The following is a 16,790-nucleotide window of genomic DNA, read 5'->3' as shown; positions in this document are numbered from 1 at the left end:
GGCGGCGGACGTTCGTGCGCCGCGCCGTACGCGGCGCCACCCCCTGAATACGGAGTGTCCATGTACCTGTCGGAAGAAGTGCATGTCGCGCGGCCGGCAAGCCGCCGCGCGCGGACGGCGGCGCTGCCGTCGGGCCAGCAGCTCGCGCGTCAGCTCCTGACGACGGTGCGCGTGGCGGAAGTGCTGCTGCATCAGGCGATCGTTTTGCCTGCCAGGCATCAGTGGTCGGTCGACACCGAGCGGGTCGACGCGATCGGGGGGCCGCTCGCGGCCTGGGAGAGCTGTGTGACCTGGCGTATCGGCAAGGTGTTCGGGGCGACGGTCAGCCCGGCCGCGCGCGTCAACGATCCCGGCCAGGTCGCGGTCGAGATCCGGCTCTGTCTGCCTGAGCAGGAATATGTGGCCGAGCGGCGCGTGAGCATCTTCGGCCACCGCCACGGCAACCGGTTCGGTGCGACGCTGTCGGTCGCGTCGGGCGCGCAGTGGGGCTGGCAACGTGCCGAGCACATCGCGCCGGAACACCGGATGGTGTACGGCGATACGCTCGAGGCACTCGTCGATGCGATCGCCGCGAACGTCAACGCGGCGCTGGCCGAGGCCGGGCTCGGTACGACGCGCTGATTACGCGTCGCCGGTCTGCCCGGTTTGCCGCTGCAGGTCTTCCATCAACTGTTCCGCGAGAAAGTCGCACGGCGGCCGCTTCGATTTCGTGCTGCGCGCGAGGATCAGCTCGAGCGGCGGCAGGTCGGGCAACCCGTGCGAGCGGCCGAGCATCGACAGTTGCGCGGGAATCGCGCAGCGTGCGAGCGGCGCGACCGCGAGCCCGGCCTCGACCATGCTGAGCAGCCCGAGCAGGCTCGGGCTTTCATACGACGTGCGGTACGGCACCTTCGCGCGTTCGAGGCTGCGGATCGCGTTCTCGCGCGCGACGCTGCCCGGCATGAACACCGCGATCGGCAGCGGCCGCTCCTCCCATACGCGCGGCCCGTTCGTCATCGCGGCCCACGCCATCGGCTCGTGGCGGATGAAATCGCCGGTCAGCCCCTTGATGCGCGTACCGCACACGAGATCGACGGTGCCGTCCTTGATCAGCGGCGCGAGCGCGCTGCTGGGCAGCCCCATCACCTGGATCTCGACCTTCGGGTAGGTTGCCGAGAATTTCTTCAGGACGGACGGCAGCAGCGACGACGCATAGTCGTCCGGCACGCCGATCACGACCTTGCCGGTCACTTCCGGCCGCACGACGGCCGCCCATGCCTCGTCGCGCAGCGCCAGCATTCGTCTGGCGAATCCCAGCAGGACCTCGCCTTCGCGCGTCAGCACGATGCTGCGCGGCTTGCGCACGAACAGCGGCCGGCCGATCGCGTCTTCCAGGCTCTTGATCTGCATGCTCACGGCCGACTGCGAGCGGTTCACGGCTTCGGCCGCGCGGGTCATGTTGCCGGTCTCCGCGACGGCGACGACGGTGGTCAGCACGTCGTGATCGAGCATCTTCATCGGTATCAGGAAAACTGAACGTAACGATCAGCATTATGCGTTTTTATTGTTGATGTGTGTCTGCCATAGTGCGATCACGCTGGCGTTTCGCCCGAAGGGTGTACGGCGGTCGGGCCGGCCAAGCCGGCGGGCGGGACTGAACAAGGAAGCGTGGTGTATCGATGATCGACCATCCGTTGCGCGCCGCACTGGCCGCGGAATTGCATGCCCGGCCGTTCCTGCGGCTCGCCGAAGCCGTGTCGCTCACGCACTACGCGATCTACGCGGACGGCCAGCCCGACATCCACGAAACGCTGCTGCACGCGCTGTGCCGCGATACCGGCATCGCCGCGCCGCACGAAGGCGCGACGCACTACGCGGTGCAGTCGCCGTGCGGCTGGCACCTGAAGTGGGAGCGCCACACCGAATTCTCGACCTTCACGTTCGTCGCGCCGCGCCGCGACACCGGCTACTTCGACGATCTCGCGATCGAAGGCATTCCGGCCGCGTGGTTCGCGCGGCTGGCCGGCATCCGTTTCGTAGCAGTCCGGATGGAACTGCTGTCGGGCGATGCCGCGTGGCTCGTCTGCGGCGACCTGCGGCGCTGGATCGACGGGCCCGCGCTCGTCGGCAGCAGCGTGCTCGGCGGCGGCAAGGTGTTCTGCGACTGGCACGTGCGCGACGACGGCTTCATGCGCTTTCTCGTCGTCGACGAGGATTTCCGCGAGGAGCAGGGCGGCCGCCTGCTGCAGCGCCTGTATGAAATCGAAACGTACCGGATGATGGCGCTGCTTGCGCTGCCCGTCGCGCGCCGGATGAGCCGCGAGCTCGACGAGATCCATGCTGCGCTGCATGCATTGATGCAGCGGATGGACGCGAGCGGCACCGACGGCGACGATACGGCGCTGCTCGTCAAGCTCACGCATCTCGCGGTGCGGGTCGAATCGCTGGCGGGGGCGGGCGCGCGCTTCAGTGCGTCACGCGCATACGAAAAGCTCGTGCTGGCGCGTATTCACGAACTGCGCGAAGAGCGGATCGAAGGGATGCCGACGATCGCCGAATTCATGGAGCGGCGTTTCGCGCCCGCAATGGAAACGTGCCGCAGCGTGTGGGCGCGCCACGAGCAGATCGCCGCGCGGATCGCCCGCGCGGTCGACCTGTTGAGGACGCGCGTGAATCTCGCGCAGGAAAAGGACGTGACGCGCCTGCTGGCGGGAATGGAGCGCACCGCGCGCAACCAGCTTCATCTGCAGCACGCGGTCGAAGGGCTGTCGGTGGCGGCCATTTCGTACTACGTGCTGTCGCTCGCAACGGCGGCGTTCAAGGCGCTGCACGTGATGAACCTGCCGGTCGATCCGGAACTGGCGGAAGGTTTGCTGATCGCGCCGGTCGTGTTTGCCGTGATTCACATTACGCGGCGCACGCGTGCGCAGCTGGCGCGATCGGAAGCGGGGCAGGACGGTACGCCTGCGCATGCGGCGGTGTTGAAGCAGGCCGGTTAGACCAACGAAAACATAATCAAGGAAAGGAGTGGAGATGACTTTTTCGCACAATCAAGCAGGGTTTCATGGCGGTTTCGATGCCGCGTTCGACGAGCCGGCAGCGGACGATGCCGGTGTGCCGGAGGCGGCGCGCGTGACGTCGTATCAGGCCGTGCTGCAGGAGCCGATGACGTCGCTCGTCGGGAATACGCACGATCGACCGGATGTCGCGGCAGTAGCGATTCTCGGGTACAACTGACGCGGCAGAACGTGCGTTTCGCCCGGTCGCGGAGGGCTCGCATGCGTGCGTCGCCGGGCTAGTCGCCGGCACGCATGCGCGGCATCGTCGGGTAATTGACCCACCGGGCGTCGACCTTGCGGCCGGGCAGAAAATGAAACTCGATATGACCGTCGTGCCTGTCCGGCAGCGCGGGCACGGCGACGTCGGTTTCATCGATTTCAGGCGCCTGGTTCCGGGCGTCTTCTTCTGGCGTCAGGTCGTATGTGATCCTGACGTGCCAATTCTTCTTGCTCCGCGGGACGCTCATGCAGCACACCGTGCCGCCGCCGAACTGGCGCGCGTGCACGCTGCCGGCGCCGAAGCCGTCGACCACGAAGTTGTAGACACCGCGCTCGGTGTAATTGAATCCGACGACGCGATACGGGCCGTCAGCCAGCATCTGTGCGCGTAGCGTCCCCGCAGCCCCCGTCAGCATCGCGGTGATGGCCAGCGGCGCGAGTGCAAAGCGGCGCAGCTGATTCGGCATGTCGATGCTGCCGTGAGTCGGTTCGTGTCCGGCGAGTCGTCGCCGGTGATGTGCGCGAACCCGGTATTTCCCGCGGCGGCCGGTGTCATCGCTGGCGCGTCGCCGCTCCCTTCCCGTGCGCGAGCGCCAGCTCGACGAATGCACGCGCGGCCGCGCTCCGGTACGCGCCCTTGCGCTGCAGCAACACGGCCGTGCGCCGCAATACGGCCGGATCGAGCGCGACGGCGACCAGATCGTCGTGGCCGGTCGCGATCGTCGCGGGCAGCAGCGTCGCGAGGCTCGTGCGGCGCACGATCTCGATCACCGCGCCGAGCGAATTCGCCTCCATCAGCACGCGCGGCTGCACGTCGTGCTCGCGGAAATAGCGGTCGATCTGCACGCGCGTCGCGAATTCGGCGGTGAGCAGCACGAGCGTCGCGTCATGCAGCGTGCGCAGGCCGGCCTTGCGTTTTCCGGCGAGCGCATGCCCGCGGTTCACGACGAGCGCGAGCGTTTCGACCAGCAGCGTCTGCGCTTCGATATCCGCCGTTTGCACATCCTCGAATGCAATGCCGACATCGAGCTCGTCGTCGACGAGCAGCGCCTCGATGCGCTCCTGCGACATCTCGCGCACCGACAGCGACACGTCGGGATAGCGGCCGTGAAACGCTTCGACGAGCGGCCCGACGAGATAGCTCGTGAAGGTCGGCGTGACCGCAATGCGCAGCGAGCCGCGGCTCAGGTCCTGCACGTCGTGAATCGCGCGCCGGCCTTCCGCGAGATCGTGCAGCGCCTGCCGCGCATAGCGGAAATAGACATCGCCGGCGTCCGTCAGCTTCGTGACGCGCCCGGTGCGATCGAACAGTTGCGCACCGAGCGTCTCCTCGAGCTGGCGGATCTGCTGCGACAGCGCGGGTTGCGACACGTGCAGCGCGGCGGCCGCACGCGTGAAGCTGCGGTGTTCGGCCACGGCGAGGAAGTAGTTGATATGGCGCAGCAGCATGGCGATTCCTATAAGTCGTGCTTATCCAGTAGATCATAAATCAGTCTTTTACGTTATTGGAAGTCCGGCGTAACCTGCTCTTCATCGATTCCACCTGCACCGGAGAACACGCGATGAAGGACATCATTGAAGGCTTCCTGAAGTTCCAGCGCGACGCCTATCCGGAACGCGCCGCGCTGTTCCGCGATCTCGCCCGAAGCCAGAACCCGCGGGCGCTGTTCATTTCGTGCTCGGACAGCCGCCTCGTACCCGAACTCGTCACGCAGCGCGAACCGGGTGACCTGTTCGTGATCCGCAATGCCGGCAACATCGTGCCGTCGTACGGCCCCGAGCCGGGCGGCGTGTCGGCGTCGGTCGAATATGCGGTCGCCGCGCTGCGCGTGACCGACGTCGTGATCTGCGGGCATTCCGATTGCGGCGCGATGACCGCGATCGCGACGTGCCAGTGCATGGACCACATGCCGGCCGTTGGCCACTGGCTGCGCTATGCCGATTCGGCGCGCGTCGTGAACGAGGCGCGTACGCATCACAGCGAACGCGATCGGATCGACTCGATGGTGCGCGAGAACGTCGTCGCGCAACTGGCCAACCTGAAGACGCACCCCGCCGTGCGGCTCGCGCTCGAAGAAGGGCGACTTGCGCTGCACGGCTGGGTCTACGACATCGAATCGGGCTGCATCGACGCCCATGACGGCGCGACCGGCCGGTTCGTGTCCCTCGCGGACCATCCCGGTGTCCGCGCCACTCCCGCGACGCTTCCGGTCGCGGCCTGAATCCGGATTGCTCCCACCCCACTACGAGGAATTGTCATGATCCAGTCCCAGCACAGCCAGACTGCCCGCCACGCACTTGCGGAAACCGTCGTCCTCGCGAAGGCGCGTAAAGACCTGTCGTTCGCGCAGCTCACCGAAGGCACGGGCCTGAGCGAAGCGTTCGTCACGGCCGCGCTGCTCGGCCAGCATGCGCTGCCGGCCGATGCGGCGCGCGTCGTCGCCGACAAGCTCGGCCTCGACGACGATGCGGTGCTGTTGCTGCAGACGATCCCGCTGCGCGGCAGCATCGACGATCGCGTGCCGACCGATCCGACGATCTACCGCTTCTACGAAATGCTGCAGGTGTACGGCACGACGCTGAAGGCGCTCGTCCACGAGAAGTTCGGCGACGGCATCATCAGCGCGATCAATTTCCGGCTCGACGTGAAGAAGGTCGACGATCCCGAAGGCGGTTCGCGCGCGGTGATCACGCTCGACGGCAAGTACCTGCCGACCAAGCCGTTCTGACGCCCGCGCGGTGCCGCAGCGGCGGTGCCGCACCGGTTCGCCCGACGTGCGCCGGCCATCGGCCGGCGCGCGTTCCCGCCATTCCGTTTCAACGAGGACACAGTCATGGATTTTGTGAAACGCACGATCGATCTCGCGATGAAGAACGTGGAAGAGGGCGGCCGCCCGTTCGCGACGGTGATCGTTCGCGACGGCGAGATCGTCGCTCAGAGTCCGAACCTCGTCGCGCAGACCAGCGACCCGACCGCGCACGCGGAGATCCTCGCGGTGCGCGACGCATGCCGCAAGCTCGGCACCGAACACCTGACCGACTGCGAGATCTACATCCTCGCGAGCCCGTGCCCGATGTGCCTCGGCTCGCTGTACTACTGCAGCCCGAAGCGCGTGATCTACATCACGACGCGCGAGGATTACGCGCCGTTCTACCGCGACGACCGCAAGTACTTCGAACTCGACACGTTCTATGCCGAATTTGCGAAGCCGATCGAGGAACGCCGGCTGCCGATGGTGCAGCAGAAGCACAGCGGCGCGATCGACGTGTACCGGCGCTGGAAGGAACTGAACGCGAAGTGACGTAACCCGCGCGGCGCCCGAGCCGCGCGTGGCAGCCTCCCCGGCTGCTCGTTTTCCCCACCCATCCGATTCGCCCGGCGGCGCCCGTGCCGCCGGGCGCCCGCACTGCAGCACGCGTTCGTGGCGTGCCCCGTTTTCCCACCTCCCCATACATCGATTCCGCTCAATGTCCGGAACGGAAATCCGCGATCCAAAAGGTTTTTGACACGTTTAAAAATTCGCCCTGGAGACGACGGAAACGTGCGGAAAGCCCGATGAAAACCGATGAAATGATCATGACAGCCAGTGCGCCGGCCGATGCCGGGCGACGCGGATTGCCGCGGATCGCCGTGCCTGTCCCCCGCCCGTTCTTCGTTGCGCCTTGCGTTCCGGACGAGGAATCGTTCGATTCCGCTCCACCGACGCTGCGCGACCGGTCGACCGGTCGCGCCTGACGCCCGAGTTTCGCCTACCTGCCCAATACGGACCATCATGAAACGGGATTCATTCAGTAACCCTGATGCATTGCATCGCGCGACGACGGACATGCTCAAGCCGAACGACGCATTCGTCCGAATCGAGAACGTCGTGAAGAAATTCGGCGACAGCACGGCCGTCGACAACGTGAACCTGACGATCGCGAAGAACGAGCTGTTCGCGCTGCTCGGCAGCTCCGGCTGCGGCAAGTCGACGCTGCTGCGCATGCTCGCCGGGCTCGAGACGGCCACCTCCGGCAAGATCTTCGTCGACGGCGAGGATCTCGCGTCGCTGCCGCCGTACCGCCGCCCGGTGAACATGATGTTCCAGTCCTACGCGCTGTTCCCGCACATGACGGTCGAATCGAACGTCGCGTTCGGCCTGAAGCAGGAAGGCACGCCGAAGAACGAGATCAGGGAGCGCGTGGCCGATGCGCTCGCGCTCGTGCAGATGAGCAAGTACACGAAGCGCAAGCCGCACCAGCTCTCCGGCGGCCAGCAGCAGCGCGTCGCGCTGGCCCGCTCGCTGGTCAAGCGCCCGAAGCTGCTGCTGCTCGACGAGCCGATGTCCGCGCTCGACAAGAAGATCCGCCAGAAGACCCAGCTCGAACTCGTGAACATCATCGAGAAGGTCGACGTGACCTGCGTGATGGTCACGCACGACCAGGAAGAGGCGATGACGATGGCCAGCCGCCTCGCGGTGATGAGCGAAGGCAAGATCGTGCAGATCGGCGCGCCGGGCGAGGTGTACGAGTTTCCGAACAGCCGCTTCTCCGCCGAGTTCATCGGCTCGACCAACCTGTTCGAGGGCCGCGTGGTCGAGGACGAACCCGATCACATCTTCGTCGAGAGCGACGACCTCGAAGCACGCATGCACGTGAGCCACGGCATCACCGGCCCGCTCGGCATGCCGGTCGGCATCTCGGTGCGCCCGGAGCGCGTGCACGTGTCGCGCGAGAAGCCGGGCTCGAAACACAACTGGGCGCGCGGCGTGGTGACCGACATCGCGTACATGGGCAGCTACTCGCTGTACCACGTGCGCCTGCCGAGCGGCAAGACGGTCGTGTCGAACCTGTCGAGCTCGCACCTGATGAGCGACGATGCGCCGGCGTGGAACGACGACGTGTTCGTGTCGTGGTCGCCCGCCAGCGGCGTCGTGCTGACGCAATGAGGACGACACGATGAGAACCTCCGCTTCCACGCCCTCCACGCCGGTGTCGACCGGCGCCGCGAGCGCCGGCGCCGGCCGGTCGCGCCCGGGCCGCTTCGCCGTGCTGTCGCGCTTCCTGCCGTCGGGCCGCAGCGTCGCGATCGGCGTGCCGTTCCTGTGGCTCGCCGTGTTCTTCGCGCTGCCGTTCGTGCTGGTGCTGAAGATCAGCTTCGCCGACCAGGTGATGGGCATCCCGCCGTACACGTCGCTCGTCGAGTTCAAGGACGGCGTCGTGCACTTCGCGCTGCAGCTGTCGCACTACGCGTTCCTGCTGCAGGACGACCTGTACATCGCGACCTACCTCAGCTCGCTGAAGATGGCCGCCGTGTCGACGGTGCTGTGCCTGCTGATCGGGTACCCGATGGCGTACTACATCGCGCGCTCGGAACCGAACCGCCGCAACGTGCTGATGATGGCCGTGATGCTGCCGTTCTGGACCTCGTTCCTGATCCGCGTGTACGCCTGGATCGGCATCCTGAAGGACGACGGCCTGCTGAACCACACGCTGATCGCGCTCGGCATCATCCACACGCCGCTGCGCCTCTATCACAGCGATGCGGGCGTCTACATCGGGATGGTCTATTCGTACCTGCCGTTCATGGTGATGCCGCTGTACGCGCACCTCGTGAAGATGGACCTGACGCTGCTCGAAGCCGCATACGACCTCGGGGCGAAGCCGTGGGTCGCGTTCACGCGCATCACGCTGCCGCTGTCGAAGAACGGGATCATCGCCGGCAGCCTGCTGGTGTTCATCCCGGCGGTGGGCGAGTACGTGATTCCGGAGCTGCTCGGCGGGGCCGACACGCTGATGATCGGCCGCGTGATGTGGGATGAATTCTTCAACAACATGGACTGGCCGATGGCGTCCGCGGTGACGGTCGCGATGGTGATGCTGCTGCTGGTGCCGATGGCGCTGTTCCAGTACTACCAGGTCAAGGAACTGGAGGACGCGAAATGATCAAGCCGAGCAAACCGCTGTCGACGGGCGTTCTCGCCTTCGGCTTCCTGTTCCTGTACATCCCGATCATCAGCCTGATCGTGTACTCGTTCAACGAGTCGAAGCTGGTGACGGTGTGGTCGGGCTTCTCGCTGAAGTGGTATGCGGCGCTGCTGCAGGACGACGAGTTGCTGACGGCCGCGTGGCTGTCGCTGAAGATCGGCCTGCTGACGGCCACCGCGTCGGTGGTGATCGGCACGTGGGCGGGCTTCGTGCTCGCGCGCTTCGGCCGCTTCCGGGGCTTCACGCTGTACACGGGGATGATCAACGCGCCGCTGGTGATTCCGGAGGTGATCCAGGGCATCTCGCTGCTGCTGCTGTTCGTGGCGCTGGAGCAGATGTTCGGGTGGCCGAAGGGTCGCGGGATGGTGACGATCTGGATCGGTCACGTGATGTTGTGCGTGTCGTACGTGGCGATCATCGTGCAGTCGCGCGTGAAGGAGATGAACAAATCGCTGGAGGAGGCCGCGCTGGATCTGGGTGCGACGCCGCTGAAGGTGTTCTTCGTGGTGACGCTGCCGCTGATCTCGCAGGCGCTGCTGTCGGGGTGGCTGCTGTCGTTCACGCTGTCGATCGACGACCTGGTGCTGTCGGCGTTCCTGTCGGGGCCGGGGTCGACGACGCTGCCGCTGGTGGTGTTCTCGCGCGTGCGGCTGGGGCTGAACCCGGAGATGAACGCGCTGGCGACGCTGTTCATCACGGCCGTGACGATCGGCGTGATCGTCGTGAACCGGATGATGATCGCGCGGGAACGACGCCGCATGGCTGACTTGAAGGCGGCGTTCGCGATGGCGTGAGCGCACGCGTGACGGCGTGACGAAAGCGACGGCGGGTGCAGCGGGCCCGCCGTTTGCGTGAGTCGAGCGCTTGCGGGGCAGCGTCGCCGGACGGTCGTGTGCCGCGTGCTTTGCTGGCATCATGTCAGACAATTCCACGACATGCGATCCTGCCATGTACTGCCACCTGACAAGAAGAATGGCGCCGATGATCGGCATTGCCGTCGCCGCGATGAGCCACGGGCAATGGGCCGCCGCCGCATCGGACGCCGACGCCCGGACACTGCCGGCCGTCGGCACGACGTGGTGCTACAGCATCGGCGAGGGCCGCATGACGCCGATGACGCTCAAGGCCGTGCATGACGGCATCGCGAGCTATGACGTCGGGCCGGCCGCCGCGCCGGTGAAGATCGACGAGGACATCCCGACCTATACGACGCCGAATCCGGCGCGCCACGGCGAGCGCAGGCTGCTCGTGTTTCCGCTGAAGCAGGGCAAGCAGTGGGAGGACCGTTTCGACGAAACCGTGACCGCGAGCATCGGCCGCGGCTGGGCGTGGCACTACCGCTACAAGGCCGTTGCGTCGAGCGAGGTGATCGGTACGGAGAAGCGGCAGGTTGGCGCGGGCACGTACGACACGTTCGTGATCGTGCGCACCACGTCGTGGACCAAGAGCGATCCCGGTACTACCGATGCGACGCTGCGCGACATGGGCATGCATTGCGACAAGCCGGAGTGCACGGTGTCCGGTTACAGCAGGGAAGTGTCGTGGTATGCGCCGTCGGTCGGACGGGTCGTCCTGCGCGCGAATGTGCAGAGCGGGTTCGAACCTTCGATGGTCGATGGTTCGGCCGACGAGTCGCTGAAGAACGCGGGGGCGCTCGTGACCGAGCTGGTCGGCTACGGCGACGATGCCACCTGCAAGGCCGCACAGCCGTCGCGATTCGCGACGGTGCCTTCGGTGCCGGGATTCGGATTCCCGATGTGGCCGAACAATGCGTGGGAATTCCACATGGCGCGCGATATCGCGCGCGAATAGCACGGTCTCCACGCAGCGGGCGATGCGCGATGGTTGTGCGCTGCCCGCTCACGGTGCGGCACCCCCGACGTCCCTTTCACACAAGCGTGCTTCCGATGACAGCCCATTCCGACGTGATCCTTCGACTGACCGACACCGAGCAGCCGGCGGCCCGAGACTTCATCAGCCGCAAGCTCGGCGAATTCAACCATGCGATGACGGGGCGCACCGATGCTGCCGCGCTCGACGTCTACGTGACGGATCCCGCGACCGGCGAGGTATTGGGCGGCCTCACCGGCCGGACGTCGCTCGGCCTCTTCTTCATCGACCTGTTCTACCTGCCCGAGTCGCTGCGCGGCGGCGGATTCGGCAGCCGGCTGCTGCGCGAGGCCGAAACGGAAGCGAAGCGGCGCGGGTGCGCACGCGCGGTGCTCTACACGATCTCGTTCCAGGCGCCGGACTTCTACCGGAAGCAGGGTTACGAAGCATTCGGCGAAGTGCCGTGCGAGCCGGAAGGAACGTCGCGCGTATTCATGGTGAAGGCGCTGTAAACCGGTTCAACCGGTTCGCGGCGCGCGGTCAGATTCTCGTGGCGATCGCCTTCGGGATATAGCCGAGATGACCGGCCGGATCCACGAACCGGCCCCGGAAAAACCCTTCGCCTTGCTCGTCGGATTCGAACGTCAGCGTTGCCGGATCCAGCATGCGTTGCCAGAACGAATCGCGGCGAGCAATGTTGTCGATCGTTTGTGCCTTTCCGAGGATCGTGCCGGTCATCGTCGCATCCTTGTCGCTGAGCCCGCCGCTGAGGATGAGCGAGAAGCCGGGCGGAAGGGGAAACGTTCGATATATCTCCGACCAGCACAGTGTGCCGATGCCGCGCCGGCACAATTCCGGTGGCAGGATGAAGTCGCCGATGCGCATCGTGAACGACGGTACGGGCGATGGATGTTCGGGAAACCACTTCGCGTCGAGCGGGAATTTCGTGGCTGGCGTGGGCGATCCGGATGACGCGTCCAGGTATTCGAACTCGACAGTCACGCGGCCCGTGCAGTATTGGACGGACTGCCCGCCGGCCGCGTCGATCCCCTGCGCGATCGTCATCGTCGCGAGCCACGCGTTCTGCAGATCGGTGATCCGGTATCGATGCCGTGCGATGTCCATGGTGCATGTCCTTTTGCAGACACGATGACGGTGCTGGAATGCCGGCATCCCGGTGCGGCAGGCACGGCCGCCAGCCTGCCGCACCGGCCGGTGCCCCGTGCGAACGGCGACGGGGCACACGCTACCTGAATCAGCAATGCTCCAGCGCGTACGACAGATCGGCGATCAGGTCGTCCGGATGTTCGAGCCCGACCGATACGCGAATCAATCCTTCCGATACGCCTGCCGCGGCGCGCGCATCGGCCGGCACGCCCGAGTGCGTGGTCGATGCCGGATGGCAGATCAGCGATTCCGTGCCGCCGAGACTGACGGCCGACTTGAAGAGCGTCAGGTGGTTGATGAAGCGGAACGCCTGCTCGCGGCCGCCGTCGAGGATGAAGGCGAACGTCGAGCCGGGCCCGCTGCACTGGCGTTGATAGACGGCCTGGTAGGCCAGATCGTCGATGAACTCGGGATGCAGCACGCGCACCGGACGATGCGGATTGCCGGCGAGCCAGCGGGCGACCGCGCTGCCGCTGCGCGCCGCCTGCTGCATGCGCAGCACGAGCGTTTCCATCGAGCGCGTGATCATCCACGACGAATGCGGGTCGAGCTGCGAGCCGAGCGTGCTGCGGAGCGAGCGGATCTTCGTGATCAGGTCGCGGTTGCCGGTGACGCCGCCGGCGACGAGGTCGCTGTGCCCGCCGATGTATTTCGTCAGCGAGTACACGCTCAGGTCGATGCCGTGCCGCGACGGCTTCTGGTACAGCGGCCCGAGCAGCGTGTTGTCGCAGACCGACAGCGGCCGATAGCCGTGGCGCGCCTCGAACGCGTCGATCTCGCGGCGCAGCCCGTCGAGGTCGAACAGCGCGTTGGTCGGGTTGGCGGGCGTCTCGATGTAGCACATCCGCACGTTGCCCTTTTGCGCGGCGGCTTCGAGCGCGGCGCGGATCGCACCGGTGGACAGCCCGTCGGCAATCGCTTCGGAGCGAATGCCCCACTCGGGCAGGAACTTCGAGATCAGCGTCTCGGTGCCGCCGTACAGCGGCACCGACTGGACGACACAGTCGCCCGGCCGCAGGAACGTCAGCAGGATCGCCGCGATCGCGGACATGCCGCTCGACGTGACGACGGCGGCTTCTGAATCGTCGAGCAGTGCGAGGCGATCCTCGACGATCTCCAGGTTCGGGTGATTGAAGCGGCTGTAGACGAGGCCCGCGCCTTCGCCTTCCGGCAGCGGCTTGCGCCCGGCCACGACGTCGAAGAACTCGGCGCCGTCCTCGGCCGTGCGGAACGCGAACGTCGACGTGAGGAACACGGGCGGCTTCACCGATCCTTCCGACAGGAACGGATCGTAGCCGTACGACATCATCTGGGTTTCGGGATGGAGTTCCCGGTCTGCAATCTTGCGCTTGTGGTAGTTGCGATAGGCCATGCAGTGCTCCGTGCAGGGGTGGTGAGGAACGGCCGTTGCAGCGGCGGCATCACGCGTGCAGCGCCGGGTAGGCGCCGTTCGTGGCGGCCGCATGTGCCGATACTAACCCTAAGGCGCTGCTGCGTGACGCGCTACTGACACTATGGACAGGGTGTCGCCCGCTCGACGATCATGTCGTACAGCGCACGGGCGGCCGGCGACAGTTGCGCGCTCTTGCGCGTGACGAGCACGAGCGTGCGCGACACCGACGGCTCGACGAGCTCGATCGTGCGGATCATCGGATACGCATTCTTCTGGATCGCGAGCTTCGGCACGACGGCCGCGCCGAGCCCTTCCGCGACGAGCCCGAGCGCCGTCGAGCTGCGCTGTACTTCGTAGAATGAATGCAGCGACACGCCGCTTGTCTTCAGTGCGCCTTCGAGCAGCCCGCGATTGCCGCTCACTTCACCGGCGAAGATCAGCGGATGCGGCTGCAGCGCCGCCCAGCGGATGCGCCGCCGCTTCGCGAGCGGATGATCGTCGCGGCACACGAGCACATAGGGGTCGTGCGTGAGCGGCACGTTGACGAGTTCGGGGTGCTGGTCGCCGGCGATACTGATGCCGAATTCGGCCTCGCGTCGCAGCACGGCCTGCAGCACCGACGCCGATGCGTGATCGAGGATCTTCACGCGGTCGTGCGGCCGGTGCCCGGAGAACGCGCGCAGGATGCGCGGCAGGTACTGCACGCCGACCGTCGGCACGCACGCGATCGTGACGTCGCCGCGCTGGCTCAGGCCCGTCTCGCGGATTTCGGTCAGCGCGTCCGACAGCTCGTTCAGCAGCCGGCGCGCCTGCGGCAGGAAGCGCCGGCCGATCTCGGTCAGCGTGGTGCGGCGCGTCGTGCGCTCGACCAGCGCAACGCCGAGATACGATTCGAGCTTGCGCAGCCGCTGCGTGATCGCCGTTTGCGTGACGTGCAGCGTGTCGGCTGCCTGCCTGAAGCTGCCGCCGTCGGCAATGGCGACGAAAGCCTGGACACCGAGCGTATCGATCTTCATCAGAATTTTGAATCAATCACGATATTAAATTCATTTTACTGAAGGTTGGCGGTCGTCGCAGAATGCGCTGCATCGGCGGCTCGTCGCAGTCCGTATCAGGATGCGCCGCAGCTGCCCACGCCGACAAGGAGAACCATCATGACGACCCCACTCGATCAATACGCGAACCAGTACGTGCAGTTCGAGGACGAACGCACGCGGCCGGTGCGCGACCTGCTGGCCGCCGTGCCGAAGACGCCGATCCATACCGCGATCGACATCGGCTGCGGGCCCGGCAATTCGACGGAAGCGCTGATTGCCCGCGCGCCGGACGCGACGATCCACGGGATCGACGCGTCGGCGGACATGATCGCGGCCGCCCGCAAGCGCCTGCCCGCCTTGCGTTTCGATATCGCGGATGTCGCCACGTGGGACGATCCGGGCGGCTACGACCTGATCCTGTCGAACGCGGTGCTGCAATGGGTGCCGGCGCACGACACGCTGTTCCCGTCGCTCGTCGGCCGGCTTGCGCCGGGCGGCCATCTGGCGGTGCAGATGCCCGACAACCTCGACGAACCGGCGCACCGGCTGATGCGCGAAGTCGCCGCGGCCGGGCCGTGGGCAGACAAGCTGAAGGGGGCGGCGCGCACCGAGCGGTTCGATGCACGGTACTACTACGCGCTGCTGTCGCCGCTGTGTTCGCGCGTAGACGTATGGCGCACGACCTACTACCATCCGCTGCGCGGCGGCGCGGACGCGGTCGTCGAATGGTTCAAGGGCAGCGCGCTGCGGCCGTTCCTCGCCGCGCTCGACGACGCCGAACAGCGCGCATTCGTCGCGCGCTATCGCGATGCGATCGCCGGGCCGAACGGCTATCCGGCGCAAGACGACGGCACCGTGCTGCTGCCGTTCCCGCGCCTGTTCATCGTCGCGACCCGGAAGTAACGCGGCCATGACGTGACGGGCGGCGGTGCGTCAGCGCACCGGCTGCACCGATGCCGGGTCGACCGTGCGGCTGCGCGCGGTCTGCCCGTCGCGCAGGTCCTTGTACCAGAAGAGGGCGACTTCGCCGGCGTTCTCGCCATCGGCGTACAGGAAGCGGTCGTGGCCGCCGAGCGCGAAGCCAGCGCGCGCGTACGTCGAGCAGGCCGCGACGTTGTTCGCCTGCGTTTCCAGCCGTATGAAGCCGAACCCGTGGCTGCGCGCCCAGGCTTCCGCGGCCGCCAGCAGGAACTGCCCGATGCCCTGGCGCCGGCAGTGGCGGTCGACGGCCAGTTCCGCGATCTCGGCCATCCCGTTCCAGCTCTCCTCGATCGCGACGAACCCGGCAAGCCGCTCGCCCGCCGTCGCGCGAAAGAGCGCCGTTCTGCCCGACGCTTCGCCCGCCCAGCCGGCCGGATCGAAGCCGTAGTCCTTGCGTTGCACCGGCAGCGCGCGAAGGTCGAGCAAGTCCTGATACGGCGCGTTCAATTCCCATGCGATGTCGAACGAGAAATCGCATCCGTCCAGTTCGTCGGCGGCAAGCGCGTTCGCCGGTTCGATGCTGATGTGTTCGGCTCGGTCCATATGTCGGTGTCCTGTCTTCGGCGGGATGGCGTGTGGTCTGGTTAGCGACGCGATCGCCGGCGCCTTGACCTGCGCCGGATCGCATCGTCTTCCGTTCTTCGTTTTTGCACCTGCACAGTTCGCCGCGCGCGAAACCGGCACAGACCGGTCGCGTTGGCGACGGCCGAACGCGGTCAGCCGCGAACCGGGCGGCGTCGCACACGTTTGCGACGGGTGCGCGTCCGGCCGGGGTGCGCGTTCAACCGCCTGATTATGCTGGATTTCGGCGCTGCCCAGATTCGGTCGCCCGTCTGATGAATACCCGCACGCGCCGCACGCTGCCCCCGGCTCGATACCGATCGCCTGTGGATGAAAGACGACAGGAACCCGAATAATTGTTTACCGTTTGGTGACAACTCGATATATTTCGAAATATATATCGAAGGTCGTGATGCCGTCAGGTGTCACGCCGTCCACCCGCTCCACGAAAGCCGGAAGAGATTCTGACCTGCATCGCCGGAGCAAGGCGTCGTCATGGCATGCGCATCCGGTGCGCGCGCTTCCCGACGCCGCAACACGAGCGGCCGCCCTGTGGCATGCCGCTTCAGCAAGCCCACATCGGCATCGAAACGGAAC

General features: G+C 66.3%; 20 protein-coding genes. 13 read left to right on the top strand and 7 right to left on the bottom strand.

The annotated features are described in order from the left end of the window. Positions 1-60: 60 nt before the first annotated feature. Entirely contained in the window at positions 61-621 is a 561-nt protein-coding gene (locus AC5LXK_RS30190) for a hypothetical protein (protein WP_493392303.1), read from the top strand. Here the strand turns inward: AC5LXK_RS30190 and AC5LXK_RS30185 are convergent, their stop codons facing one another. After that, positions 622-1,497, bottom strand: a complete 876-nt coding sequence (locus tag AC5LXK_RS30185) for a LysR family transcriptional regulator (protein WP_222905942.1) — start codon at positions 1,495-1,497, stop codon at positions 622-624. It abuts the gene before it with no gap. A gap of 161 nt (positions 1,498-1,658) precedes the next feature. Here AC5LXK_RS30185 and AC5LXK_RS30180 point away from each other — a divergent pair, with 161 nt between their 5' ends. Together AC5LXK_RS30180 and AC5LXK_RS30175 are read left to right on the top strand one after the other, a co-directional pair. Then, positions 1,659-2,978 carry a DUF3422 family protein gene (locus AC5LXK_RS30180; protein ID WP_493392302.1) on the top strand — a complete coding sequence of 440 codons (1,320 nt, stop codon included), beginning with the start codon at positions 1,659-1,661 and terminating at the stop codon, positions 2,976-2,978. Between the two features lie 34 nt (positions 2,979-3,012). Next, positions 3,013-3,216, top strand: a complete 204-nt coding sequence (locus AC5LXK_RS30175; RefSeq protein WP_493392301.1) for a hypothetical protein — start codon at positions 3,013-3,015, stop codon at positions 3,214-3,216. A gap of 58 nt (positions 3,217-3,274) precedes the next feature. Here the strand turns inward: AC5LXK_RS30175 and AC5LXK_RS30170 are convergent, their stop codons facing one another. Continuing rightward, complete coding sequence (locus AC5LXK_RS30170; protein WP_493392300.1) at positions 3,275-3,868, bottom strand: DUF3304 domain-containing protein; 594 nt, start codon at positions 3,866-3,868, stop codon at positions 3,275-3,277. Beyond that, entirely contained in the window at positions 3,810-4,706 is an 897-nt protein-coding gene (cynR, locus tag AC5LXK_RS30165) for a transcriptional regulator CynR (protein WP_493392299.1), read from the bottom strand. Before cynR ends, AC5LXK_RS30170 begins: the two co-directional genes overlap by 59 nt. Before the next feature lie 113 nt (positions 4,707-4,819). Here cynR and AC5LXK_RS30160 point away from each other — a divergent pair, with 113 nt between their 5' ends. The 9 genes from AC5LXK_RS30160 (at position 4,820) to AC5LXK_RS30120 (ending at position 11,566) form a co-directional block, all read left to right on the top strand. Continuing rightward, positions 4,820-5,479, top strand: coding sequence for a carbonic anhydrase (locus AC5LXK_RS30160; protein WP_493392298.1), 660 nt, complete (start codon positions 4,820-4,822; stop codon positions 5,477-5,479). 36 nt (positions 5,480-5,515) lie between these two features. Next, positions 5,516-5,986: a cyanase gene (cynS, locus tag AC5LXK_RS30155; protein WP_493392297.1), complete on the top strand. Its 471-nt coding sequence runs from the start codon at positions 5,516-5,518 to the stop codon at positions 5,984-5,986. 105 nt (positions 5,987-6,091) lie between these two features. Continuing rightward, a complete protein-coding gene (locus AC5LXK_RS30150; protein ID WP_493392296.1) occupies positions 6,092-6,559 on the top strand; it encodes a nucleoside deaminase in 468 nt (155 codons plus the stop codon). Between the two features lie 254 nt (positions 6,560-6,813). Continuing rightward, positions 6,814-6,993, top strand: a complete 180-nt coding sequence (locus AC5LXK_RS30145) for a hypothetical protein (protein ID WP_493392295.1) — start codon at positions 6,814-6,816, stop codon at positions 6,991-6,993. Positions 6,994-7,084: 91 nt separating this feature from the next. Then, positions 7,085-8,185, top strand: coding sequence for an ABC transporter ATP-binding protein (locus AC5LXK_RS30140; protein WP_493392294.1), 1,101 nt, complete (start codon positions 7,085-7,087; stop codon positions 8,183-8,185). A gap of 10 nt (positions 8,186-8,195) precedes the next feature. Further along, complete coding sequence (locus AC5LXK_RS30135; RefSeq protein WP_493389652.1) at positions 8,196-9,182, top strand: ABC transporter permease subunit; 987 nt, start codon at positions 8,196-8,198, stop codon at positions 9,180-9,182. Further along, complete coding sequence (locus AC5LXK_RS30130; protein ID WP_493392293.1) at positions 9,179-10,018, top strand: ABC transporter permease subunit; 840 nt, start codon at positions 9,179-9,181, stop codon at positions 10,016-10,018. Before AC5LXK_RS30135 ends, AC5LXK_RS30130 begins: the two co-directional genes overlap by 4 nt. Before the next feature lie 187 nt (positions 10,019-10,205). Then, positions 10,206-11,036: a hypothetical protein gene (locus tag AC5LXK_RS30125; RefSeq protein WP_493392292.1), complete on the top strand. Its 831-nt coding sequence runs from the start codon at positions 10,206-10,208 to the stop codon at positions 11,034-11,036. 95 nt (positions 11,037-11,131) lie between these two features. Beyond that, positions 11,132-11,566, top strand: coding sequence for a GNAT family N-acetyltransferase (locus AC5LXK_RS30120; RefSeq protein ID WP_493392291.1), 435 nt, complete (start codon positions 11,132-11,134; stop codon positions 11,564-11,566). 28 nt (positions 11,567-11,594) lie between these two features. Here AC5LXK_RS30120 and AC5LXK_RS30115 read toward each other — a convergent pair whose 3' ends face one another. From AC5LXK_RS30115 to AC5LXK_RS30105, 3 genes are all read right to left on the bottom strand, one after another. After that, on the bottom strand, positions 11,595-12,119 hold the full coding sequence (locus AC5LXK_RS30115) for a hypothetical protein (RefSeq protein ID WP_493392290.1): 525 nt from the start codon (positions 12,117-12,119) through the stop codon (positions 11,595-11,597). Between the two features lie 190 nt (positions 12,120-12,309). After that, positions 12,310-13,593: a cystathionine gamma-synthase family protein gene (locus AC5LXK_RS30110; RefSeq protein ID WP_493392289.1), complete on the bottom strand. Its 1,284-nt coding sequence runs from the start codon at positions 13,591-13,593 to the stop codon at positions 12,310-12,312. A gap of 140 nt (positions 13,594-13,733) precedes the next feature. After that, entirely contained in the window at positions 13,734-14,630 is an 897-nt protein-coding gene (locus tag AC5LXK_RS30105; RefSeq protein ID WP_493392288.1) for a LysR family transcriptional regulator, read from the bottom strand. A gap of 138 nt (positions 14,631-14,768) precedes the next feature. Between AC5LXK_RS30105 and tam the strand changes: the two genes are divergently transcribed. Beyond that, the gene (tam, locus tag AC5LXK_RS30100; protein WP_493392287.1) at positions 14,769-15,554 is read left to right on the top strand and encodes a trans-aconitate 2-methyltransferase; all 786 of its coding nucleotides are present in this window, start codon (positions 14,769-14,771) and stop codon (positions 15,552-15,554) included. Positions 15,555-15,584: 30 nt separating this feature from the next. On the opposite strand, the gene AC5LXK_RS30095 is transcribed toward tam, so the two are convergent. Beyond that, positions 15,585-16,175 (bottom strand): GNAT family N-acetyltransferase, encoded by a 591-nt coding sequence (locus AC5LXK_RS30095; RefSeq protein ID WP_493392286.1) that lies wholly within the window; start codon positions 16,173-16,175, stop codon positions 15,585-15,587. Positions 16,176-16,790 lie beyond the last annotated feature (615 nt).

It is taken from the genome of Burkholderia pulmonis (assembly GCF_984667975.1).
The sequence above is the reverse complement of the archived record's forward strand: the minus strand, read 5'-3'. Positions and strand labels throughout refer to the sequence as shown.